At 57.2% G+C, this 22813-nt stretch carries 20 protein-coding genes and 13 tRNA genes; 26 read left to right on the forward strand and 7 right to left on the reverse strand.

The annotated features are described in order from the left end of the window. Nucleotides 1–144: 144 nt before the first annotated feature. Nucleotides 145–221: transfer RNA gene (locus ABVT36_RS12095), tRNA-Arg, on the reverse strand. Between the two features lie 432 nt (nucleotides 222–653). On the opposite strand from ABVT36_RS12095, the gene ABVT36_RS12100 reads away from it, so the two are divergent. Beyond that, nucleotides 654–1070 (forward strand): cytochrome c5 family protein, encoded by a 417-nt coding sequence (locus tag ABVT36_RS12100; RefSeq protein WP_368456815.1) that lies wholly within the window; start codon nucleotides 654–656, stop codon nucleotides 1068–1070. A gap of 162 nt (nucleotides 1071–1232) precedes the next feature. Here the strand turns inward: ABVT36_RS12100 and rep are convergent, their stop codons facing one another. Then, the gene (gene rep / locus ABVT36_RS12105) at nucleotides 1233–3266 is read right to left on the reverse strand and encodes a DNA helicase Rep (protein ID WP_368456816.1); all 2034 of its coding nucleotides are present in this window, start codon (nucleotides 3264–3266) and stop codon (nucleotides 1233–1235) included. A 148-nt stretch (nucleotides 3267–3414) separates the two neighbouring features. On the opposite strand from rep, the gene ABVT36_RS12110 reads away from it, so the two are divergent. From ABVT36_RS12110 to bla, 5 genes are all read left to right on the forward strand, one after another. Beyond that, complete coding sequence (locus tag ABVT36_RS12110; protein WP_367151950.1) at nucleotides 3415–3639, forward strand: DUF3565 domain-containing protein; 225 nt, start codon at nucleotides 3415–3417, stop codon at nucleotides 3637–3639. After that, entirely contained in the window at nucleotides 3636–4094 is a 459-nt protein-coding gene (locus ABVT36_RS12115) for a YaiI/YqxD family protein (protein WP_368456817.1), read from the forward strand. Before ABVT36_RS12110 ends, ABVT36_RS12115 begins: the two co-directional genes overlap by 4 nt. 10 nt (nucleotides 4095–4104) lie before the next feature. Continuing rightward, nucleotides 4105–4635, forward strand: coding sequence for a GNAT family N-acetyltransferase (locus ABVT36_RS12120; RefSeq protein WP_368456818.1), 531 nt, complete (start codon nucleotides 4105–4107; stop codon nucleotides 4633–4635). A 147-nt stretch (nucleotides 4636–4782) separates the two neighbouring features. Continuing rightward, nucleotides 4783–5352, forward strand: a complete 570-nt coding sequence (locus ABVT36_RS12125) for a GNAT family N-acetyltransferase (RefSeq protein WP_368456819.1) — start codon at nucleotides 4783–4785, stop codon at nucleotides 5350–5352. A 61-nt stretch (nucleotides 5353–5413) separates the two neighbouring features. Continuing rightward, entirely contained in the window at nucleotides 5414–6307 is an 894-nt protein-coding gene (gene bla / locus ABVT36_RS12130; protein ID WP_368456820.1) for a subclass B3 metallo-beta-lactamase, read from the forward strand. A 48-nt stretch (nucleotides 6308–6355) separates the two neighbouring features. Here the strand turns inward: bla and rtcA are convergent, their stop codons facing one another. From rtcA to ABVT36_RS12145, 3 genes are all read right to left on the reverse strand, one after another. Then, nucleotides 6356–7432 carry an RNA 3'-terminal phosphate cyclase gene (rtcA, locus tag ABVT36_RS12135; RefSeq protein ID WP_368456821.1) on the reverse strand — a complete coding sequence of 359 codons (1077 nt, stop codon included), beginning with the start codon at nucleotides 7430–7432 and terminating at the stop codon, nucleotides 6356–6358. Between the two features lie 49 nt (nucleotides 7433–7481). Further along, nucleotides 7482–8642 (reverse strand): slipin family protein, encoded by a 1161-nt coding sequence (locus ABVT36_RS12140; protein ID WP_368456822.1) that lies wholly within the window; start codon nucleotides 8640–8642, stop codon nucleotides 7482–7484. Nucleotides 8643–9448: 806 nt separating this feature from the next. Continuing rightward, complete coding sequence (locus ABVT36_RS12145; RefSeq protein WP_367151962.1) at nucleotides 9449–10681, reverse strand: RtcB family protein; 1233 nt, start codon at nucleotides 10679–10681, stop codon at nucleotides 9449–9451. Between the two features lie 220 nt (nucleotides 10682–10901). Between ABVT36_RS12145 and rtcR the strand changes: the two genes are divergently transcribed. From rtcR to ABVT36_RS12220, 15 genes are all read left to right on the forward strand, one after another. Further along, entirely contained in the window at nucleotides 10902–12512 is a 1611-nt protein-coding gene (rtcR, locus tag ABVT36_RS12150; RefSeq protein ID WP_368456823.1) for an RNA repair transcriptional activator RtcR, read from the forward strand. A 350-nt stretch (nucleotides 12513–12862) separates the two neighbouring features. Next, a tRNA-Met gene (locus ABVT36_RS12155) sits at nucleotides 12863–12938 on the forward strand. A gap of 494 nt (nucleotides 12939–13432) precedes the next feature. Continuing rightward, a tRNA-Met gene (locus tag ABVT36_RS12160) sits at nucleotides 13433–13508 on the forward strand. 615 nt (nucleotides 13509–14123) lie between these two features. Then, nucleotides 14124–14197: transfer RNA gene (locus ABVT36_RS12165), tRNA-Arg, on the forward strand. A gap of 19 nt (nucleotides 14198–14216) precedes the next feature. After that, nucleotides 14217–14290 (forward strand) — tRNA-Lys (locus ABVT36_RS12170). Nucleotides 14291–14306: 16 nt separating this feature from the next. Then, nucleotides 14307–14382, forward strand: a tRNA-Trp gene (locus ABVT36_RS12175). A gap of 5 nt (nucleotides 14383–14387) precedes the next feature. Then, nucleotides 14388–14462 (forward strand) — tRNA-Asn (locus ABVT36_RS12180). A gap of 8 nt (nucleotides 14463–14470) precedes the next feature. Beyond that, nucleotides 14471–14545, forward strand: a tRNA-His gene (locus ABVT36_RS12185). 11 nt (nucleotides 14546–14556) lie between these two features. Further along, nucleotides 14557–14631: transfer RNA gene (locus ABVT36_RS12190), tRNA-Arg, on the forward strand. Nucleotides 14632–14875: 244 nt separating this feature from the next. Continuing rightward, a tRNA-Leu gene (locus tag ABVT36_RS12195) sits at nucleotides 14876–14952 on the forward strand. A gap of 209 nt (nucleotides 14953–15161) precedes the next feature. Further along, nucleotides 15162–15237: transfer RNA gene (locus tag ABVT36_RS12200), tRNA-Cys, on the forward strand. 470 nt (nucleotides 15238–15707) lie between these two features. After that, nucleotides 15708–15784: transfer RNA gene (locus tag ABVT36_RS12205), tRNA-Thr, on the forward strand. Between the two features lie 109 nt (nucleotides 15785–15893). Then, complete coding sequence (locus tag ABVT36_RS12210; protein WP_368456824.1) at nucleotides 15894–16187, forward strand: hypothetical protein; 294 nt, start codon at nucleotides 15894–15896, stop codon at nucleotides 16185–16187. Continuing rightward, nucleotides 16178–16253 (forward strand) — tRNA-Arg (locus ABVT36_RS12215). The genes ABVT36_RS12210 and ABVT36_RS12215 overlap by 10 nt, the downstream gene beginning before the upstream one ends. 40 nt (nucleotides 16254–16293) lie before the next feature. Next, nucleotides 16294–16851, forward strand: a complete 558-nt coding sequence (locus ABVT36_RS12220; RefSeq protein ID WP_368456825.1) for an HNH endonuclease — start codon at nucleotides 16294–16296, stop codon at nucleotides 16849–16851. Between the two features lie 56 nt (nucleotides 16852–16907). Here ABVT36_RS12220 and ABVT36_RS12225 read toward each other — a convergent pair whose 3' ends face one another. Together ABVT36_RS12225 and ABVT36_RS12230 are read right to left on the reverse strand one after the other, a co-directional pair. Continuing rightward, entirely contained in the window at nucleotides 16908–18395 is a 1488-nt protein-coding gene (locus tag ABVT36_RS12225; protein ID WP_368456826.1) for a YifB family Mg chelatase-like AAA ATPase, read from the reverse strand. A gap of 41 nt (nucleotides 18396–18436) precedes the next feature. Further along, nucleotides 18437–18685, reverse strand: coding sequence for an accessory factor UbiK family protein (locus tag ABVT36_RS12230; RefSeq protein WP_367151966.1), 249 nt, complete (start codon nucleotides 18683–18685; stop codon nucleotides 18437–18439). A 480-nt stretch (nucleotides 18686–19165) separates the two neighbouring features. Here ABVT36_RS12230 and ABVT36_RS12235 point away from each other — a divergent pair, with 480 nt between their 5' ends. From ABVT36_RS12235 to ABVT36_RS12255, 5 genes are all read left to right on the forward strand, one after another. After that, on the forward strand, nucleotides 19166–19891 hold the full coding sequence (locus ABVT36_RS12235; protein ID WP_368456827.1) for a TorF family putative porin: 726 nt from the start codon (nucleotides 19166–19168) through the stop codon (nucleotides 19889–19891). Between the two features lie 44 nt (nucleotides 19892–19935). After that, the gene (locus ABVT36_RS12240) at nucleotides 19936–20274 is read left to right on the forward strand and encodes a P-II family nitrogen regulator (RefSeq protein ID WP_368456828.1); all 339 of its coding nucleotides are present in this window, start codon (nucleotides 19936–19938) and stop codon (nucleotides 20272–20274) included. A gap of 83 nt (nucleotides 20275–20357) precedes the next feature. After that, the gene (locus ABVT36_RS12245) at nucleotides 20358–21617 is read left to right on the forward strand and encodes an ammonium transporter (RefSeq protein WP_368456829.1); all 1260 of its coding nucleotides are present in this window, start codon (nucleotides 20358–20360) and stop codon (nucleotides 21615–21617) included. 127 nt (nucleotides 21618–21744) lie between these two features. Further along, complete coding sequence (locus ABVT36_RS12250; RefSeq protein ID WP_368456830.1) at nucleotides 21745–22083, forward strand: P-II family nitrogen regulator; 339 nt, start codon at nucleotides 21745–21747, stop codon at nucleotides 22081–22083. Between the two features lie 356 nt (nucleotides 22084–22439). After that, complete coding sequence (locus ABVT36_RS12255; protein WP_367151012.1) at nucleotides 22440–22667, forward strand: hypothetical protein; 228 nt, start codon at nucleotides 22440–22442, stop codon at nucleotides 22665–22667. Nucleotides 22668–22813: the final 146 nt, after the last annotated feature.

Here is a 22813-nt window from a genome sequence, read left to right on the forward strand (position 1 = left end):
CCGCCCGCTGCGTTGCAGTCGATTGAAAGGCAAGCAGCATTCCTACGCGATTCCGTCGAAATCATGAAACGTGTGGAGGTTCCCGCGCCCACAATGGTCGCTGAAAAACAGCAGGTTTGGAATTTAGAAGGCGGGTCCGCGGAATGGCCCACCCGAGAGGATTCGAACCTCTGACCTCTGCCTCCGGAGGGCAGCGCTCTATCCAGCTGAGCTACGGGTGGGTAATATTGAAGGCTGTGGGCCGCTGGCCCTTTTACCGCCGGTCGGAAGACTCTGGCGGAGACAGTAGCCCCTTAACCCAACAGCGCTGCACCGCCTCTGGCGATCGCGCCGGCGGATTATACAGAAGGGCCGGAGTGCGGCAAAGCGGAGATTTGGCATTTGCCCCACTGGCGCCTTTCGCAGCGGGTCGCGCAAAGACTATAATGCGCCACCACCAATGGGGCGACTTTGAGGCGATCAGGCTGATCGCCGCCTGTGTAATAGCGGGCCGGCCGCCGGAACCATTGGTGCTTCAAGGGCTAGCGCCAGCCGGCCACGGCAGTTCCCGTGCCGCTGGTATCAACAGTAGTCGTATAAGTATGCGGCCCATTTGGAAGGTGTTGCTAGCGGAGGTCCAGAGGCGGCGCCGGCAGTTGTTAGGAGGATTGGGAATGAAAGCGGTTTTGAGTTTTGTAGTGGCGCTGGCCGTCGGTTCTGCCGTAGCCACAGCGCAGTCGGTGGATGAACAGATCGCCGAGCGTATCGCGCCGGTGGGCGAGACCTGTATGCAGGGCGACGAGTGCGCCGCGGCGGCACCGGCCGCGGCTGCCACTGCCGGTGGCGGTAGCCGCAGTGGTCAGGAGGTATACGATAGTTCCTGCCACACCTGCCATGCGGTGGGCGTTGCGGGGGCGCCGAAATTTGGCGACGCGGCATCCTGGCAGAAGCACATCGACAAGGGCCTGGAAACCCTGTACACCAATGCCATCAACGGTATCAATGCCATGCCCCCCAAGGGCCTGTGTATGGATTGCAGCGACGAAGAGATCAAGGTCGCCGTGGACTATATGGTGAATAACAGCCAGTAAGCCAGGGGTCCAGCGACCCAATCGGTGTCTGATACTCTTTGCAAAGCCGCTCCTGGAGCGGCTTTTTGCTTTTTTAGGGCGGCGGTCCACTGCTGCGCCCGCCGTCGGTTTCCACTCCCTGGCTCTGAAGGGGTAACCTGTGCTGATGGGCTTTCCCACCGATCAGTCAAACATGCTGAGCAGCGACCCCAGGGTTTCCTCCCCCTTGGCCTGATTCTGCTCCGGGGTGGTCTTGCCGAACCCCTCCAACACTACGTCCTCCTCCGGCAGTTCATCCAGAAAGCGGCTGGGTGTGGTGTCCTGGGTCTCCCCGAACTGTTTGCGCCGGCTGGCCAGGGTCATGGTGAGGGTGCGCTGGGCGCGGGTGATGCCCACATAGGCGAGGCGGCGCTCTTCTTCAATATTGTCGTCGTCGATGCTGTTGCGATGGGGCAGCAGGTTTTCCTCCATGCCGATCATAAACACATGGGGGAATTCGAGACCCTTGGCGGCGTGCAGGGTCATCAGGCTGACTTTGTCGATGGCCTCCTCTTCCTCCTGGCGGTCGAGCATATCCCGCAGGATCAGTTTGGCGATGGCCTGCTCCAGGCGCAGATCTTGCTCCAGCTCGTCGTCGGAACCCTGCATGGTCTTGTTGAGGCTTTCCAACAGCCAGTAGACATTCTCCATCCGCTTTTCCACCACCTTCTCACTGCTGGCGTTCTGGGCCAGCCAGCCCGGGTAGTCGATATCGTCCAGCATCTCCCGCAGGGCACTGTCGGCGCTGGACTCGCGGCAGTTGCGCTGCACACTCTGGAGCCAATGGGCGAAACGGTTGAGGCGCTCATAACCCTGCTCGTTGATATGTTCTTTGAAGCCCACCTCGGTGCAGGCGGCGAACATGGAGATTTCCCGGCCCTTGGCGTAGTGCCCCAGGGCTTCCAGGGTGCTGGTGCCTATCTGGCGGCGGGGCGTGTTGATAATACGCAGGAAGGCATTGTCATCGTCGGGATTGACCAGCAGGCGCAGATAGGCCATCACATCCTTGATCTCGGCGCGGGCGAAAAATGAGGTGCCGCCGGACATCTGGTAGGGGATCTGGTGCTCCTGCAGCTTCAATTCCACCAGGCGCGCCTGGTGGTTGCCCCGGTAGAGCACGGCGAAATCCATGAACTTGCAGCCGCGGCGACTCTTTTGCAGGTAGATCTCGTTGGCGATACGTTCCGCCTCCTCATTTTCGTTGGCCACCTTGAGAATGCGGATCTCCTCCCCCAGGCCGCGATCGGACCACAATGCCTTGTCGAACTCGTGGGGATTGTGGGCGATCAGGTGGTTGGCCACCTTGAGGATACGGCTGGTGGAGCGGTAGTTCTGCTCCAGCTTGATCAGGCGCAGGTTGGGGAAATCGGTCTTGAGGCCGCTCATATTCTCCGGTCGCGCGCCGCGCCAGGCGTAGATGGACTGGTCGTCGTCCCCCACCACTGTGAGGCCGCCACGGCCCCCCACCAGGAGCTTTACCAGCAGGTACTGGGAATTGTTGGTGTCCTGGTATTCGTCCACCAGCAGATAGCGGATCTTCTTGCGCCAGCGTTGCAGCAGTTCCGGGTCGCTTTCGAAAAGCTGCACCGGCAGCAGAATCAGATCGTCAAAGTCCACCGCATTGTAGGCCTTGAGAGCCTCGCAGTAGCGGTGGTAGGCGATGGCGATGCTCTGCTCACCGGGGCTCTGGGCCTGCTCCAGGGCGAGACGCGGGGTGAGCAGGTCGTTCTTCCAGTTGGAGATCTGGTGCTGCACCCGGTCCAGCAGATCTGTGTCCAGCTCGCCGTCCCGCAGCATCAACTCCTTGATCAGGGCGCGGGCATCCTCGGCATCGAAAATGGAGAAGCCGGGCTTGAAGCCGGCGGCGCGGTGCTCTTTGCGGAGGATATTCAGCCCCAGATTGTGAAAGGTGGACACGGTCAGGCCGTGGCTCGCCCTGGAACGCTTGCCACCCGGTCCCGCCAGCAGCCTGCCAACCCGCTCCTTCATCTCCCGCGCGGCCTTGTTGGTGAAGGTGAGGGCGGCGATATTGCGCGCGGCGTAGCCGCACTGCTCAATCAGGTAGGCAATCTTGCGGGTGATCACGCTGGTCTTGCCGGAGCCTGCGCCGGCCAGTACCAGACAGGGGCCGTCCACATATTTCACCGCCTCAGACTGGCGGGGGTTGAGCTGGGTCATGTTCGGGACTGCATCTTCGCATGGCGGGAAAGCGGGGGATTCTATCAGCCTTGGCTCGGATACTCCCAGCACCGGTGGGAAGCCATGGCCAGGCGTATACTTTGCGCTTAGGATTGGCTATAACTGCGCATCTTTTCCGGTTATCCCCATGCAGCAACCCATCACCGGTTATCACCTGGACCAGGAGCACCACTGGGTGGCCGAACTGGCCTGCGGCCACTTCCAGCATGTGCGCCACGATCCGCCCTGGACCTGCCGGACCTGGGTCATCACCGAGGCGGGTCGAAAGTCCATGCTGGGCCATCGGCTCAGTTGCGGCAAGTGCGATGAGGGTGCGCCGCCGGACAGACTCGAAAAGGCTGTACAACCATGACAAAACTCTGGGTCGATGCCGATGCCTGCCCGGTGGCTATCAAGGAAATCCTGTTCCGCGCCGCCGAGCGCACCGCCACTGAACTGACGCTGGTCGCCAACCAGGCGGTGCGGGTGCCCCGGTCCCGCTATATCCGCTCGCTGCAGGTAACCGCGGGTTTCGATGTGGCCGATAACGAAATCGTGCAGCGCTGCGACCCGGGGGACCTGGTGATTACCAGCGATATCCCCCTGGCGGCGGAAGTGATCGACAAGGGGGCCGAGGCCCTGAATCCCCGCGGCGAGCGCTACACCAAGGCCAATATCCGCGCGCGCCTGAATATGCGCGACTTTATGGATACACTGCGTTCCAGCGGTGTGCATACCGGTGGCCCGCCGGCACTCAGCCAGGCGGACCGCAAGGCCTTTGCCGATCAGCTGGACAGGTGGCTCGCAAAGCGTCGCCAACAGACCTGAGGGACTGACGGTGACGGGGATCAAGCTGGAGCCGATGGGGGAAGGGCAGATCACAACCCTGATGTCCTGGCTGTCGGACCGGCAGCAATGCCTGCAGTGGGGCGGTCCGAATTTTCGCTACCCTTTCGACAGGGCGTCCTTTTTAGAGGATTGTTACTGGCGGGAGTTGCAGGGTTATGTGATAAGCAATCCCGAAGGCGAGATGTTGGCTTTCGGGCAGTATCACGAGCGTCGGGGTCGCTGCCACCTGGGCCGCTTGATCGTCGCCCCGGAGCACCGCGGAGCCGGGCTGGGGAAAATTCTGGTAACCCTGCTCGCGCAAACCGGCAGCCGGGCCCTGAATGCCGCCGAGTGCTCGCTGTTTGTACTGCGCGCCAATTTGCCGGCGAGGGGGCTCTACGAAAAACTGGGCTTTGTTGAAACCGCCTGTCGCGAACAGAGCGAGCGGCCCCATCTGTGTGATTTTATGGTGGCTCCGGTTGAAGCTATATGCAATAACGAAAAACTGTTAACCGGGCAACTCAATAAGTTGCCGGGTTAACAGGGTACAAGGGTGTACCACCGTCGGACGGAGGCCGCCGCGAGTTCTTGAAAGGCCAGCGACTCCGCGTAATTACGCAGGTTTTTAATGAGGTCAATCCATTGGATGAGAGGGCTATCCACTGGATTGCCAGGTTAATGGCATCCAATGACTACTTTAATACAGCCAATCACTGAACGTCTGCAGTTGCGCCAGTGGCGCGAGGAAGACAAGCCCGCTTTCGCTGCGATGAATGCAGATCCCCGGGTAATGGAGTTTTTCCCCGCACCGCTTACACGAAAGGAAAGCGATGCAGGTGTCGACCGCGGCCGCAGCTATATTGAAAAGCATGGCTGGGGTTTCTGGGCGTTGGAGCTTAGGGAGACCGGCGAATTTCTCGGTTTAGTGGGTATAAAAAACGTAGGCGATGAGCTGCCGTTCGCCCCGGCCGTAGAGATTGGCTGGCGACTGGCCCACCCTTATTGGGGGAAGGGTTACGCTGTGGAAGCCGCACGCGCCTCTCTGGAGGTGGCTTTTGCGGTGTTGCGGCTTAGTGAGGTGGTGTCCTTTACGGCGTTGCAAAATAGTCGCTCCATGCGGGTAATGGAGCGGCTTGGTATGCAGCGCGATCCCCAAGTGTTCGAACATCCTCAAGTGCCGGTTGAAAGCCCTTTACTGCGCCATTGTTTGTACCGGTTGCGTGCAGATCAATGGTACAGGGATAACCCTGAAAAATAATCCGGCCGCTGTATCGGGTTGAGCCCCGATGGAAATTGGAAAAGCAAAACGAGACATTTAAATGCCTATTAAAATCCTCCCCGCTATAGCTCTGCTTGGAACAATTTCCGGGCTGGCTGGCGCGGAAGAACTGGGTCCCCTGCCGCAATTGGAAGCCTACCAGGTGCCCGAGTCCTGGCTACAGCCGGTTCCGCCGTTAAAGATAGCGGACAATAGCTGGCAGATTGGTACGGAAGCTATCACGTCCCTGTTGCTCAAAGACCCTGCAGGGGCCGTCCTAATCGACGGGGGCATGGCGCAGACCGCGGATCACCTGCTCGGAAATCTCAAGGCGTTGGGATTGCAGCCTTCGGACCTGAAATTGATTCTGCACAGCCATGCCCATGCGGACCACGTCGGCTCGCTCGCGGCTTTACAGCGCGCGACCGGCGCCCGGGTGGTGACAAATGCGGAGTCCGCGATGTTGCTGGCCAGCGGCGGTGCCGATGATATTCACTTCGGCGACAACCTTTTGTATCCCCCTGTACAGGCGGACCGCATTCTACACCATGGGGAACTGGTAACGCTGGGCAAACTCAGGCTGCAGGTGCATTTTATTCCCGGTCACACGCCCGGGAGCATGGCCTGGACCTGGCAGGATAAGGTGGATGGCAAAACCATGAATATCGCTTATGTGGACAGCCTCAGCGCGCCGGATTACCAATTGGTTGATAATCCCCGTTATCCGGATATTGTGCAGGATTATCGCCTTAGCTTTGAGCGGGTGGGCCAGCTGCCCTGCGATCTGTTGATCACTCCCCATGCCGGCGCAAGCGGTTGGCACTATAAGGCCCGGGCGGAACAGGAAAAGCCCATCGGTTGTCGCGCCTATGCGGAGCGGGCGCATAAAAAACTGGAGCGGCAAATCTCAGCACAAAAGGTAATGCAAAGTGCCAGGGGGCAGGCCGGGCCCTAAACTGGTGAGCGGTGGTAATAGAATTCAGGGAGAGGGTATACGGTCCTGCTAATCCGGTAATCCAGCGGCATTATTCTGCGATGAGCAGCCTGTAGCCAGCTTCCGATTAGCACCCTCGACAATCACCTGCCAGTCGTCGTCACCCTGTTGATGCAATTGTATATCTGCTCCCAATATGTCCCGGATTACCTGGATATTGGTGAGTAGGTGCTGGCTGGGCTTCAGAGTCCGAAAACAGCCACCAGAGCCCAGGACCATCGGCAGTAACAGCTGGTCAGCGAGGTGCTCACCCACCGGAACCCCCGCATGGCGGTAGCGCTGCATCTGCCCGATGGCCCTTCGGGCCACATTTTCCGCGGTTACACCCAGTTCGGCCATCGCGTCGAAGACTTCGCTCAGATGTTCCCAATGCAGCCGCAGGGAAAGGACATTGCCGGGGCCTGCAGAGGAAACAGACTGCTGGTGCAGACACTCCGGTGCCCAATCGCATTTCTTCCGCACCTGGGCCAGTTCCCGTTGGGCAATATGGCCCGGAATGTTGGCGCTAGTGGCGACGGCTTCAAAATCCAACAAGGTACCGCGCTCACTCAAATCGAGTGAAGACAACCGGGGCAGGGGCTGGATATGCGCAAAGATGCTGCCACCACCAGCTGGGTAGAAGCCATACTCGTGCAACTCCACGGATACCTTGGCACCCATACGCGCCAGCAGCGGTAGATAGGCGCGGGCGATAAAGTCGAAGCTGGGTGCTTTTTTATTGTGCGTGCCGCCTTCGAAGTGAATCTCGCTGACACCATCAGCATAGAGCAACGGCAGCAGCACCGTCTGAAATACCAGACTGGTGCTGCCGGCGGAGCCCACCGCAAAATGGTATTTGCCGGACTCGACCTTCCCCGGCATAAAAACCACCTCGCGAGAGCCCAACTGCTCGCCGCTGACTTGGGCGTGACTGATGGCCTTGGCAGCCCTCAGGCAGGCCAGGTGCTGGCGCAATAGCCCGGGCTTTTGCCGACCCGCACGAATATTTTTTATCCTTACCGGCTCTTCCAGGCATAGGGACAGGGTCAGGGCGGTCCGCAGGATCTGCCCGCCACCCTCACCCTGGGCACCATCTATCTCAATCATGGGTCAATTCCCTTATACAAATACACAAATTTGCGGCATGCCGCACAGCTCATTTGCCAGAGCCCAGGTTCACCAGGTTATTCAGCACACTATCGAGTCCGCCGTATACGGAAATCTTGTCGATGCGCGTACTGACCCGCTCCAATGCCTCCAGTTCCTTCAGGCGCAAGAGCACCGGGTTGTTGTCCATCATCTTGGCTGTGTTGTGCAGGGCGCGCATAGCCTGGGTTTCCTCCCGGCGTTTGATAAGGTTGGCCTCCGATTCCTTTTGTGCCTCCACCACCTGATTCAGGATCAGCTTCATATCACCGGGCAGGATAATATCCTTCAATCCAACACTGGCAACCTCGATACCGTATTGCGCCAGTTTGTCGCGGATACCCGTAGCGATGGCAATATTCAGGTGGTCCTTGCCCGCAAGTAAGCTATCCAGGGTATGAGTGCCGACTGTTTCGCGTAAATGCAGTTGTAACCCCCGATAGATAAACGCCTTGCTGTCATTGAGCTTTAAAGACACCGTTTGCGGATCGGTAATTCTATAGGTTCCGGTCAAATTGATGCGCAGGCTGACTCGGTCCTTGGTCAGGATCTCCTGGTCATTTACCTCGACAGTGTGCAGCCGCAGGTCCAGCAATTTTACGGTCACAGAGCGGTTGTATTTCCAGTAGCCGTAACAGCCCGGCTGGAGCAGTTGTTCCAGTTTGCCGTTGACCGTGAGCAAACCAACATGTTCATCGGGGACTTCGTTATAACTGATGGCGTAGGCGGCCGTGCGAATCTTTCCGATCGCTAAACCCCGGCCGAGGAGGCCCAGCAGTTTTTTGTCGATCGTGTAGTCCTGGGTAATATCCACTATGTCCACACGCACTGAGTCACCGCCTTTCCAAATAGCGCGGAAACTTCCGGGCGGCCAAATATCCACCAGGTGATTGTCCCGGTAAAAAAGCCCGACTTGATGGTCGGACAGTTCGTAGGCGTGCAGGTGATCGGCAAAGAGGTCCCCATAGGTTTTTACCAGAAATTTTGCCATGGCTTCATCGAAGGCACCTTGGGTGATATCGTGGGTCTGCACCCGCACAGGACCGCCGAACAGTGGAATCCTACTGCGCCCTGGGCCCAATACTTTTTCGAAGCGGTTGCGGCGAAAGACCAGCGCCCGCTCGTGATCCGCCACATCGACGGTTTTCCAGAGTTTGAATAAAGACTTCATAACAGAGTTCTTTTTTAGTAATTATATGTTCGGGTGGGGCCCGGCCGGCTACAGTGTGGCCTATCGCTTGTACAGGATGGAACCTGGAAACAGCGGTTTTAGAGGGACTCCCGCTCGGCTCGTCCTGAGCCCGGGAGTTGCTATCCCTGGCCTCAGGAGTCCCTTCTTAAAACGTATCGCCAGGTCGCATCGTGCAAACCCACGAAAGGCGACACTGCAGCCAGCTGGCCGCTTCATATGGGCCGCCAACCTGTGAAGGTTGGGTTTCCAATACTGAAAACGGCATCCGGGCCCCGGTTAGATTTCAACAAGATATTTCAGCTTGTGGGGATTCGAACCCCAGGCTCTCGCCTTTACCAGGGAGTCGTTTTTGAGACGACGGTACTTTGGCAGGAATTGAACCTGCGACAGATCGATCCAAGTCGATTGCTCTACCCAACTGAGCTACAAAGTTGATGTTTGAGGACTTATCCCATCGGTACACCCGCTGTCAGTGACAGTGGTGCCGGGCCGGTATACAGAGCCGGTTCCGCTGACTGAACAAGGCCGCCCAAACGCTGTTGTGGGAGCGGTAACCCTAGCAGGCTGTTGAAATTCGAAGAATTTCGACGCCTGCTACCGGAATATGAATGTTCCGGCAAAATCGGCGACGTCTAAGTCGTTGATTTTGGGAGAAAAGTGAAAATCACATTTTTCGCTTTTCGTGTTTTGAAACAGGCAGGATGCCTTTTTCAACAACCTGCTAGTGACTGCCCGCTCCCCCATTCCTGCTGTCTATGCCCCTGTGCCAACAGGCGGGGGGTGGATTAACCTTTGACGCAAACCACCTGCTTTAGGGTGTAAACGATTTCCACCAGATCCCTCTGTGCCGCCATAACTTTCTCGATGGGCTTGTAGGCTGAAGGGGTCTCGTCGATCACGCCGGCGTCCTTGCGGCATTCCACATCGGCGGTGGCGGCGAGGTGTTCTTCCAGTGACACCAGTTTTTTTGCCTTGGTGCGGGACATGACCCGCCCGGCACCGTGACTACAGCTACAAAAGCTCTCTTCGTTGCCCAGCCCGCGCACAATAAAAGATCTTGCGCCCATGCTACCGGGAATAATGCCCATTTCACCGGCGCGCGCCCGCACCGCGCCCTTGCGGGTCACCAGTACGTCTTTGCCGTAGTGGTGCTCTCGGGACACATAGTTGTGGTGGCAATTCACCGCTTCCTGTCGCGCGTCGAACTGCATACCCAATGCCTGGGTCACGGCACCAATCACCCGTGCCATCATTACTTCGCGGTTGATGCGGGCGAAGTTTTGCGCCCACTCCACTGCCTGCACATACTCGTCGAAGTGCTCTGTGCCCTCGGGGAAATACGCCAGGTCTCTGTCCGGCAGCTGAATATGCCAGCGCTCCATATCCCGCTTGGCCTGTTCGATAAAGTAGGTGCCGATACGGTTGCCTACGCCACGGGAACCGCTGTGCAACATCAGCCATACACTGCCGTGCTCATCCAGGCACATCTCGATAAAGTGATTGCCGGTGCCGAGCGTGCCCAGATGGTTGATGTTGTTGGTATTTTTCAACACCGGGTGCCGCTCCTTCAGCGCTTCAAACCGGGCCGCCAGGGGTGCCCAGCCAGCTGACACATCTTCCGGCACATCGGCCCAGGCGCCCTTGTCCCGCCCTCTTTTTCCCCGCAGGCCCGCGCTGCGGCCGTGGGGCACGGCGCGCTCAATCGCACTGCGCACCCCGGCCAGGTTGTCCGGCAGCTGTGCCGCGCTGAGACTGGTGCGGACCGCCATCATGCCGCAGCCGATATCCACGCCCACCGCGGCGGGGATCACCGCACCCAGGGTCGGTACCACGCTGCCGATAGTGGCGCCCTTGCCCAGATGCACGTCAGGCATAGCCGCCACCCATTTGTGAATAAACGGCATGCGTGAGATGTTGCACAGCTGCGCCTTCGCCTCCTCCTCGAAGGGCACACCCAGGGTCCAGGACTTAATGGGTACCCCACCCGCCTGCATGACCTCATACGACATGGGTGTCATGGTGTCTCTCCTTTTGATAATGCTCTGCTTGTTCATAGGTTTGGTTTGTCACTGATATAGCGAAAAGGATGCCAACCTGCGCAGTTATTTTCTGATTGACCATAACTATATGTTTTTTATGGATATTTTTTTCATATGAAATTACGTAGAGCAATTTGTAGACAGGTGATAAGTCCTATAAATATATCTTTTTTGATAGATGTCTTATATTCTGGATAGCATGAAAACAATAGCTATCAGTATTCTCGGCACCAGTAAGGACCGGCGCGGTAAGGGCGACAAGCGCTGGGACAAGTGGCGACCCAATATTTCCATGTGCCAGCACGATGACCTGTTGATCAATCGGCTGGAACTCCTGTTCGACAACCACGCTCAGGGCCTGGCAAACCAGGTTACTGAAGATATAGCGCGGGTCTCCCCGGAAACGGAGGTGGTCCACCACCGGGTGAACTTCCGCGACCCCTGGGATTTTGAAAGCGTTTATAGCAACTTACTGGATTTCGCCCGCGCCTATACCTTCGAGCCCGAATACGAGCAATACCTGGTGCATATCACCACTGGCACCCATGTGGCTCAAATCTGCCTGTACCTGCTCACGGAAGCCGGCTATTTTCCCGGGCGTTTGTTGCAGACTGCGCCGGCGCGCAATAACAGTAATCTGCCTGGGCAATACCAGGTGATCGACCTGGATTTGTCCAAGTACGACCAGATCGCCTCCCGTTTCCAAAAGGAGCACCGTGAGGGCACCAGCTACCTGAAAGGTGGAATCGAGACCAATAACCCGGCTTTTAACCGCATGATCGAACAGGTGGAGCAAGTGTCCATCCGTTCCGATGCGCCCATCCTGATCACCGGCCCCACCGGTGCGGGCAAGTCCCAGCTGGCGCGGCGAATCTTTGAGCTGCGCAAACAGCGCGGGCAGCTGGAGGGCGGTCTGGTGGCGGTTAACTGCGCTACGCTGCGGGGTGAAAATGCCATGTCGGCCCTGTTTGGCCATCGCAAGGGTGCCTTTACCGGCGCCACCACCCAGCGCCCCGGTTTGCTGATGGAAGCCGATAAAGGCTTACTGTTTCTCGATGAGATCGGCGAAATGGGGTTGGATGAGCAGGCGATGTTGCTCCGTGCACTGGAGCACAAGTGCTTTATGCCTTTTGGCGCAGACCGGGAAGTGACAAGTAACTTTCAGCTTATTGCCGGCACCAACCGGGACCTGGCCCAGCTCAGTTGCGAGGGGAAATTCCGTGCGGACCTGTTGGCACGTATCGACTTATGGACCTACCGGTTACCCTCCCTGCGCGAACGTATCGAAGACCTGGAGCCCAATATCGAGTTTGAGTTGGAGACCTTCGCAAGAAAATCCGGTTATGCTGTGTCCTTCAGCAAGGAGGCGCGGGCAGCTTACCTGCGCTTTGGTTGCTCGCCGGAAGCCACCTGGCCCGCCAATTTTCGCGATCTCAATGCCAGTATTGTCCGTATGGGCACCCTGGCTGACGGCGGTCGCATCACTACCGCCGTAGTGGAGGAGGAGATTCAGCGGCTGCGGCACAAGTGGCGAAGGCGCGATCAGTCCCCGGCGGATTTGCGGCAATGCATCGAGAGTTTGCTCGGTCCCGGGTGCTGCGAGACTATGGATTATTATGACCAGATCAAGCTCGCCGGTGTTATCCAGGTATGCCAGGCGTCCAACTCCATGGCGGAGGCCGGAAGAAAACTCTTCGGGGTGAGCCGGATTGCGAAGAAATCCAGTAACGACTCCCACCGGGTGCGTCAGTTATTGGAGAAATACGGGCTCAGGTTTGAACAGCTGTCAAAAGCCAAAACTGATGGCTGAGTGGGTTTGCGTCGGCATTCGCCCGGCAGCGGTACATCTTTGTAGCAGGTTAAGCCGATAACTTATGTAGCAAGTCAATATTGGGGAAGTTCTGAAATGACCAACTATGGTAGCGCTGGCGATTTTTATCCGCTATAGTTGCAGCGATTTTTTGGAGGAAGTTAGTGAGAAATTTACGTACGCATATAAATTCAGGTGTTGACACCGCCCCGGCCGGGCAGCGGTGGCACCTGATATGTGTGGAGATAAATCCGCGTTAACTGCCTTCTGTAACTCGGGAGGCTGCGAGCCTTTTGGAGTTGGTAGTAAAAACCCCCGCAGGTTCGCCTCCGGGGGTTTTTGTTTGTTAAGGTCCGATAGCTCATCGGGTAAGAGCGCCCGCCTCATAAGCGGGGGGAAGCAGTTCGAGTCTGCTGCGGACCACCAATTTTTAAGGACACAATGCCGACGAAAATATCCAAAACGGGACAAACCTGAGCGCATGAATCAGCGCCGCAACTGGCCCCGAGCCCAATTTTCAAGATGCTGGATACGGTAGGTTATTATTCGGCTTGCAAATGATTAACTTGTTGAAAAATATATATTTTTTATAGAAAACTGTTGTTCGGTGGAATTTCTGTGTTAACGTAAAAATAGAAATCGGAGACTATAGGTTCAGCGATTTGAAAATGAAGCCGAGGCCGAAAAGAAAAAGTGCTTTAAAAGCCTCGCAGCAACTTACATTGAGAAAGTTAATGAGAAGTTTATCTGTGCATATAAATTCAGGTGCTCGAACCGCCTCGTCCGGGCAGCGGTGCTGTCTGAGATGCGTGGAGATAAATCCGCGTTAACTGCCTTCTGTAATTCGGGAGGCTGCGAGCCTTCTGGAGTTGGTACTAAAAACCCCCGCAGGTTCGCCTCCGGGGGTTTTTGTTTGTTGAGGTCCGATAGCTCATCTGGTAAGAGCGCCCGCCTCATAAGCGGGGGGAAGCAGTTCGAGTCTGCTGCGGACCACCAATTTTTAAGGACACAATGTCGACGAAAATATTGAAAACGGGACAAACCTGAGCGCATGAATCAGCGCCGCAACTGGCCCCGAGCCCAATTTTTCGAGATACCGGATACGGTGGGGTAGCACTCGCTTGTAAATAGTTAAATTGTTGAAAAATATAAATTTTTTTATAGAAAAACTGTTACCAGGCAAAATTTTTGTGGTAACTTAAAAAGCAATTGACAGCAAGTGGTTGGCTTGCTGGAGTAAAGTTGAAGCCGATATCGGCAGCGCGAGTTTTTAAGGTGACAGCAGTGTTTAACAGACATCAGAAATTATGCGGTAAGACCCGGGGCCTGGGGCTAAACTCCTGTACCCGTTTGCTGCCCAATCGTTTTATACATTGGCCATCTAATCCTGGGAAAGGGATCAGGATTCAGAATGGTTTTCACATAGAAGTGTAGCTTGGCCTGTCCGGTCGGCTATACGCCAACCGGATAAGATCGCAAAAAACGATTGAACCCGGTTGGCTCCCCGCCATCCGGGTTTTTTGTTGGCGGGCTAAAAGTGCGCTGGCACTGACACCCAGCTGTTTTTTTACAATTTGGTCGCTTTTTTAGTATGGGGCATTGGCCTGTTATGCCCGGTTCGCGTAGAGGCTTTTCGCATCTACCCGTCGAACAGGATACCGCGGGTTCGAATCCCGCGCCGGGCATCATTTTAGAGCGCAGCGTAGGAGGTTGGCCGATCGGCGCTAGGCACCGGAGTTTTAATCCGGCACAGGCGGGTTCGATTCCCGTGCCTCCTACAGTGTGATTTAAATTACGTCGGTAGTTCAATTGGCGGAGCGGCGGTTTCCAAAACCGCAGGTTGCAGGTTCGAGACCTGCCCGACGTGCCAATTGTTGGCGAGTAGCAGAGTGGTAATGCGTCCGGCTGTTAACCGGGAGATCGGCGGTTCGATCCCGTCCTCGCCAGCCAGTTTTGTGGTGACCTTGGCCGAATGGTTAGGCGCGGGATTGTGGCTCCCGTATACATCGGTTCGATTCCGGTAGGTCACCCCATATTTTCGTTTGATCTCGTGGCCAAACGGCAAGGCACCAGCGTGCGAAGCTGGAGATTGCAGGTTCGACTCCTGCCGGGATCGCCAGATTAGCAGCGAAGTGCTTCTCCCGAAATTGTTGCCCGGGGGATTGCTGATGAGCAGAAATCGTTTTTCGCATTGGTGGGGCGAGGGCAAAATCTACACGAATAGTGGAGCTGGGAGGTCCGCTGGATCCTTTACGGATACAGTAATTTAGAGCATATAGGTTTCATTGAATGGTGGATAGGTCTATGAGGCTGACTCAAGCCTACTATTTTGGGACAAATTTCCCCGCGCAAACAATTTAACAGCCCCGGTGGTGGAATTGGCAGACACGGCGGTCTTAGAAACCGTTATTTGAGGGTTCGACTCCCTCCTGGGGCACCAGACAACTGTTTGTTGTCCCGAACAGGGATGTTCGGGCCGCAAATCAAGCGTGTAACCGCATGATTTGTCGTGGAGGGTTTGCGGACATGTGCCGCAAACCTGGGTTGAGAAAGCCAGGGAAGGCTTTTTCAATAACCTGTAATGGGCAACACACGAGGCTTTGACCCTCGAATTTCCGGTTCAAGTCCGGAACCGCCAGCCAATTTCCTGTCCGGTTGGGTGAGAGGCATAGCCGATGGACTGCAAATCCATTCTACGTCGGTTCAAATCCGGCACCGGACTCCAATATTTGGACTTGTCGTGTTTTCAACAGAATGCCTGCTTTGAAGGCAGGAGGTCGCGAGTGCGACTGCCTCGGCCCCAATTATTTTCGGTGCATAGCGCAGCCGGGTAGTGCGTCGGCCCTGGGAACGGAAGGTCGGAGGTTCAAGCCCAGCTGCACCGATCAATAATTACGCTCTTGTTCCAGTAGCTGAAGTGACTGGCTTTAAGTAAATTCGATTCTCTAGCAGGTTGTTGAAAAAGGCATCCTGCCTATTTCAAAACATGAAAAGTGAAAAATGTGATTTTCACTTTTCTCCCAAAATCAACGACTTAGGCATCGCCGATTTTGCCGGAACATCCATATTCCGGTACCAGGCGTCGAAATTCTTCGAGTTTCAGCAACCTGCTAGGTTCACTTGAATCTATTTGTGGCTCGGCGTGGTGGCAATATGTCATTCCTGTTAGCCCTACGATCGTCCCCTTTTCTATACGCCCATGTAGCTCAATTGGCAGAGCGCCTGATTTGTAATCAGGAAAATGCGGGTTCGAATCCTCGCCCTGGGCTCCAATTTTTATAGCCCCGTACCTCAATTGGTAGAGACCTTGGCTTCGAACCAGGTGGTTGGGAGTTCGAGTCTCCCCGGGGCCGCCATTCCAGATCTCGTGGAGGATTTGTCATGCGTCTTGTGATCACTTCTTACTGCGACGGCAGTGAGCTTCAGGTTACCAATTATGTAACCGCAAAGCAGTTATTGAAAGAGCGACCAATTTCGGTGGTGCAAATCCTGCAGCCGCTAACCTGTCGGGAGAACCTGGTGGAATTTCTATCCTGGGCGAATGGTCAGCATCGATTGCCCCGTCAGGTCATTCTCAACCAGGTCTCGCCAGCAGAGCGGAGACTGGCGGCACTGTACCTACTTAACCAGGGATACCACAGCGTGGACCAGGTGACCTTCTTAAAACTCCCGTAGCGCAATTGGCAGCGCAGCGGCCTTCTAAGCCGTCGGTTGCAGGTTCGAGTCCTGTCGGGAATGCCAAGCAACAATCGCATTAAGAATAATTGACAGGGCCAAGGTGATGGAACAAGTACTCTATCTAGACGCCGCTGGAATGCCACAGTCGTGGATGAGGCTCGAAGAGGCTGCCCGCCTGTACGCCAAGGATCAGGTTTTGTGGGAACTGGGCACCTTCACTACCGTACTGCGCGGTGGTACTCGCCGCTGTGGCACCCGTTCGGAGTTGGCCGTTGCGTCAGTGATTGCCGGTCGCGGAATCCAGGGCCGCAGTTTCCGCAAAACACCGACACTGACCAACGCCAATCTTTTCGCAAGGGATCAGTATTTGTGTCTCTATTGTGGTGACAAATTCCCAGCCAGGGCATTGACCCGCGATCATATCATCCCCACTTCGCGCGGGGGTGCCAACAGCTGGGAAAATACATGTGCTGCCTGCCGTCGGTGCAACAATGTAAAGGCTGCGAGAACACCGGAAGAAGCTAAGATGGAACTGCTGGCATTGCCCTTTACGCCCAACAGGTTTGAGGCATTACTGTTGCAGGGTCGAAATATCATTGTGGACCAGATGGAGTATTTGCGTGCTGGCCTCAGTGACAATCGCAACTGGCTGGCCAGCTGACCCTTCCATCGCACTATGAAGTGTTGTCACAACAGGGCCCAAACAGCTGTGGCTACCTAGCAGGTTGTTTGGGCCCTGTCCAGATTCCGGTAGGCCAGTGCCTCTGCAATCTGCTCGGTGCCGATATTTTTCATATTGATGAGATCCGCCAGGGTGCGGGCGACTTTAAGCACCCGGTGGTAGCTGCGGGCAGACAGTCCCAGTTGCTCCAGCGAACGGCTTAGCAATGCCCGCTCTCTGGGCCCCAGTGGGCAGTACTTATCCAGTTCGGCGCCGGCCAGTTGGGCGTTGATTTTCCCCTGCCGTTCCAGTTGCCGTGTCCTCGCTCGCGCGACCCGCTCCCCTACGCTTGCGGAGGGCTCACCGGGTGGCGCCTGCTGCAATTCACTGGCGGGTAAGCTGGTGACTTCGACATGCATGTCGATGCGGTCCAACAAGGGCCCTGAGAGTTTGCCGCGATAGCGCTGTATCTGGTCCGGTGTGCAGCGGCAGCGGGCTTCACCCAAATATCCGCAGGGGCAGGGGTTCATGGCCGCCACCAGTTGGAAATCTGCGGGGAAGGTGACCTGGGCCCGCGCCCGGGAAATCCGTACTTCGCCACTCTCCAGCGGTTCCCGCAGTATCTCCAATGCGTGACGGGGAAACTCCGGTAATTCGTCCAGAAATAATACGCCCCGGTGGGCCAGGGAAATTTCTCCGGGTCGCGGGTCGCTGCCGCCACCAACCAGGGCGGCGGGTGAGGCACTGTGATGGGGCGCGCGAAAGGGCCGCTGGCGGAGCTCCGCCAGTCCCGCACTGGAATAGACCGCCGCGACTTCGGTCAGCTCGCGGCGGCGCAGGGGCGGCAGTATGCCCGGAAGACGGCTGGCGAGCATGGTTTTGCCGGTACCCGGCGGACCGAAAAACAACAGGTTGTGACCGCCCGCGGCGGCCACTTCAAGGGCGCGCCGGGCGCGCAACTGGCCCCGGACCTCGGCCAGGTCAGCACATTGGGGTACAGCTTGAGTGTCGCGCGCCGCCGCAGCGGGGAGGGCTTCGCGCCCATGTAGCTGTGCGCAAACCTGCAACAGGGATTGGGCGGTACGGCATTCACCTTCAGCGAGGGCGGCTTCCGCACCGGATTCCTCTGGGACGATCAGGGTTCGCCCGGTTTGGGCGCACGCAATGGCAGCGGGCAGTGCGCCGGGCACGGTGCGCAGAATACCGGTCAGGGCGAGTTCACCGATAAATTCGCATTCCTGTAGCTGTTCGCCGGGCACCTGCCCGGAGGCCGCGAGAATTCCGAGTGCTATGGCCAGGTCGTAGCGGCCACCCTCTTTGGGCAGGTCAGCCGGGGCCAGATTGACAATAATGCGGCGCTGGGGAAATTCGAACTGGCTGTTGACGATGGCGCTGCGCACCCGGTCGCGGCTCTCGCGTACTGCCGCTTCGGGCAGGCCGACGATATTAAAGGTGGGCAGGCCATTGGCGAGGTGGGTTTCCACGGTCACCAGTGGGGCGGAAACCCCGTGCTGTGCGCGGGCGTAGGTTATGGAGAGACTCAAAATGTCTTTCCCGAGTGTTGCCGGGCAGCGGCCCGTACCGGTTAGGTTTTGGGCGACGACTCCTGCCGCTGGTCGGCCAACGCCTGCTCAAGGGTTTTCAGCTCTTCTTCCATTCGCGTCAGCTTTTCCCGCGTTCGCTCCAGTATGGCCACCTGGGTGTCGAACTCCTGCTGTGATACCAGCGGCAATTTTCCCAGTGCCACGGAAAGTGCGTCGCGCAGGTCGCCGCTGACCACTGTGCCCTGCCGGCGCAATTCGTCGAGTAGTTGTTGCAATTTGTCTGTAGGCACTGGTGGATCCCGGGCAATAGAAACAGAGATGTCGCTGTGGGCGATGAGACGCTGTGATTGTAGCCCAGGGAGGCGGTGGCACAAAGAGATGCGGCCAGATTGGGGCGCGCCCGAGGCAATGCCGCACTCTATGGCCGCTCTGCAACGCGACTGCCTGAGGTGCCTGAACCCAGCGCTCCCCTTTTTGGGGCGGCAGTCGAATCCTTATCACGATTTTGGTGCGTTTGTCCCACCGTCACTTTTTCCCGTTGCCCCTCCTGTTGCCAAATCGAAATTCAACTTATTGATTTTTATCAACTTTGCGGAATTGGCATCAAGTCTGCAACTACACCAGTGCAGGCGGCTTTCAGCGACCGGGCATTGCCGGTTCACACGGAAAGAGCTTTCGGTAGGGCGATATGCCCGTGGCCGACCCCCGAGCTGAAGCCGGCTGTAAACGTAAAAAAGTTACCGCAATCTCAGAGATGGAGGAGAACCAAAGTGGCACACACGATAAAAAAAGCCGCTGTTGCACTGGCGGCAGCGATCCTGACTACAGGGGTATCCGCCACTGCAACCGCTGCCGAAAGCGGTATTTCCGTCAGCGCCAATCTGGGGCTGGTGACGGATTACAAGTTCCGTGGTGTATCGCAGACCGATGGCGGTGCGGCCATTCAGGGCGGTGCCGACCTGGAGCTGGAAAACGGCTTCTACCTGGGTACCTGGGCCTCCCAGGTGGATTTCGCCTGGGGCGGGGATGAGACCGACTATGAGCAGGATTTTTACGGTGGTTACACCGGTGAATTCAGCACGGGTGTGGGCTACGACCTGGGTTATATCTACTACGCCTATCACGGCAGTGACCGGGACGAGGATTACCAGGAAGTCTACGGCAGTATCGCTATTTCCAACCTGACACTGGGCGCTGCCTACTCCGATGACTACTGGGCCGGTACCGGCAAGTTTTTATACGCCTACGGCGAATTTGGCTTTGAGCTGCCTGCTGCCTTGAGCCTGGATTTCCATCTGGGGGCCAATCTGTTCGAAGAAGAAGGGTTCCTGTTCGGGGCGGATTCTTATGTGGATTATTCCTTAACGCTGAGTCGGGCCTTCGGCGGCCTGAGCCTGAGCGCGTCACTGGTTGGAACCGATATCAGCGACCGTGAGTGTTATGGACTGGACTGGTGCGAACCATCGGTCCTCGCCGGCGCCACCTATAGCTGGTGACTGCTGGGGAGTTGAGCGGCGGTCAAACACCTGGGGGAATACTGATGAAACTGGTTACGGCAATTATAAAGCCTTTCAAGCTCGGCGCTGTGCGCGATGCCCTGGCCGAGGCGGGGGTCAAGGGTATCACCGTGGGCGAGGTGAAGGGGTTTGGGCGGCAGAAAGGGCACACGGAACTCTACCGGGGCGCCGAGTATGTAGTGGATTTCCTACCCAAAACCCTGTTGCAGATAGCCGTGCAGGAGTCACAGCTGGACACAGTGCTGGACGCTGTCAGCCGGGGGGCGCACAGCGGCAGGATCGGCGACGGCAAGGTTTTCGTCACTACCCTGGAGCAGGTGGTACGAATCCGTACCGGCGAAACCGGTGCGGACGCTATTTAAGCTTTCCATCCGGCCCTGTAAGCGGGCCGGCCAACAAGGGTTCAATAATTTTTTACCACTCTGGGGACTGAACGGAGCAAAAGATGGAAAATCAAATTTTTCAATTGCAGTACGCAATTGATACGTTTTATTTCCTGGTGTGCGGCGCACTCGTTATGTGGATGGCAGCCGGTTTTGCCATGCTGGAGGCCGGCCTGGTGCGCTCGAAGAACACCACTGAAATTCTAACTAAAAACGTGGCTCTGTTCGCCATTGCCTGCATTATGTACCTGTTGAGTGGATACGCGATCATGTACGATGGCGGCTGGTTGCTGGCCGGTATCGAGACCTTTGATATTGAAGAGGTGCTGACGGAATCCGCCAAAAATGGTTTTTCGGGGGACTCGGTTTACTCGGGCGCTGCCGATTTCTTTTTTCAGACGGTTTTTGTGGCGACCGCCATGTCCATCGTGTCCGGAGCGGTGGCGGAGCGGATGAAGCTGTGGAGCTTTCTGGCCTTCGCCGTGGTCCTGACTGGTTTTATCTATCCGCTGGAGGGTTCCTGGACCTGGGGAGACCGGGATGTGTTCGGCCTCTACAACCTCGGCGAGCTGGGTTTTTCGGACTTTGCCGGCTCCGGCATTGTGCATATGGCCGGCGCCGCCGCTGCCCTGGCCGGGGTGCTGCTGCTGGGCCCCCGCAACGGCAAGTACGGTCGCAACGGGGAGGTCTATGCGATCCCCGGTGCCAATTTACCGCTGGCCACTCTGGGCACTTTTATCCTGTGGATGGGATGGTTCGGCTTCAATGGCGGATCCGTGCTGAAGCTGGGCGATGCCTCCAGCGCTCATTCCGTCGCCAGGGTATTTCTCAACACCAATGCCGCTGCCTGCGGCGGCGCCATAGCCGCGCTATTTACCGCGCGCATCCTGTTCGGCAAGGCGGACCTGACCATGCTGTTGAATGGCGCCCTGGCCGGGCTGGTGGCGATCACCGCCGAGCCGGCCACCCCGACCCCAGTACAGGCGACCCTGTTCGGAGCCTTGGGCGGTGTGCTGGTGGTGCTTTCCATTGTCGCCCTGGACAAACGCAAAATCGACGACCCGGTGGGTGCCATCTCGGTGCATGGGGTGGTGGGTTTGCTGGGGCTGATGCTGGTACCTGTTACCAATGACAGTGCTTCGTTTGCCGCCCAGTTAATCGGCGCCGCCACTATTTTCGGCTGGGTATTTACCGCCTCCTGGGCGGTGTGGCTGCTGCTCAAAACCGTCACCGGTATCCGCGTTGGCGAGGACGAGGAGCAAGAAGGTGTTGACTTGCTGGAATGTGGAATGGAAGCTTATCCGGAGTTTATGGGCAAGTAGTCCGCCTGGGGCAGTGCGCTGGCCGGCCCGGTCGGACAAATCCTCCATTGGCGACAAGGGCGTCGCCGGGTGCGGCAAAACCAACGGGGTTCGAGAGCGAGAGCCCGGAGCAGGGGAAAGATACGCAATGAAATTGATTACTGCGGTAGTTAAACCTTTCAAGCTGGACGATGTGCGCACTGCACTCTCGGAGGTGGGAGTGCAGGGTATGACCGTGACGGAAGTGAAGGGCTTTGGCCGCCAGAAGGGGCACACCGAGCTCTACCGGGGCGCCGAGTATGTGGTGGATTTTCTGCCTAAGGTGAAACTGGAACTGGCAGTTGACGACAATATGGTGGACAGCGCGGTGGAGGCGATCACCAAGGCGGCACAAACCGGAAAGATCGGTGACGGCAAAATCTTTATCACCGCACTGGAGGAAGTGATCCGGATTCGCACCGGCGAAACCGGCAGCGAAGCGGTGTAGACACCAAACTTCAAAGCTGACTGGCTGGGCGTGTATTGACACGCCAAATTTCCCAAAGCCCCGTCCGGGGTTTTTTCATTTCGGAATAATCTTTCCCACCACAGCTGCGATTGATGGAGTTGTTTTCTCTGTCTATGGGCAGTGGCCTCCGCAGGCATAACCAAGCGCGATAAGCGTCGCGGCAATCAATGAAAAAAGCTCTACGCCAGACGCGGCGAGTCGCTGGCGCTACCGGCTGAATCCGCCTATATATTATTCGCCGTGCGGGGTGACACAGTGCAACTCCATTGCACAGACGGCGCGTGGCATTGAGGTACCTCCCCAAAGGCGGGAGCGGTAGTGACAAGGTATCAGTGATGAAAGATGGTAATGATGATCAGAGCAGTAACCCACGCAACAACAAAGGTGGCGATGATTCGGCTGAAGAGCGCAGCGTCACTTCCCGCAAGCGGGCCCGACACAGGTTGAGTGAGGATGTGGAACAATTCCTTGCCAGTGGTGGCGCCATCCGCGAAATCGACCCGGATGTGACCGCCGATCCGCCCCGCAAACCCCAGCCAAAATACGGTAGCCGCCCGATTTGAGACTCGCAGTGGAGCAGCGATAACCACCTTACTGCGGTCGGATAGCTGCTCCCCGGCTCGCTGTGTGGTTGCCGCGGGTAATCCCGGAGGACTTCAACGGCGACAGGGTAATCACAAGATCCGTGGACTGGGCGGTGCGGGGACAG

This window comes from Microbulbifer sp. TYP-18 (genome assembly GCF_040932045.1).
GTDB lineage: Bacteria > Pseudomonadota > Gammaproteobacteria > Pseudomonadales > Cellvibrionaceae > Microbulbifer.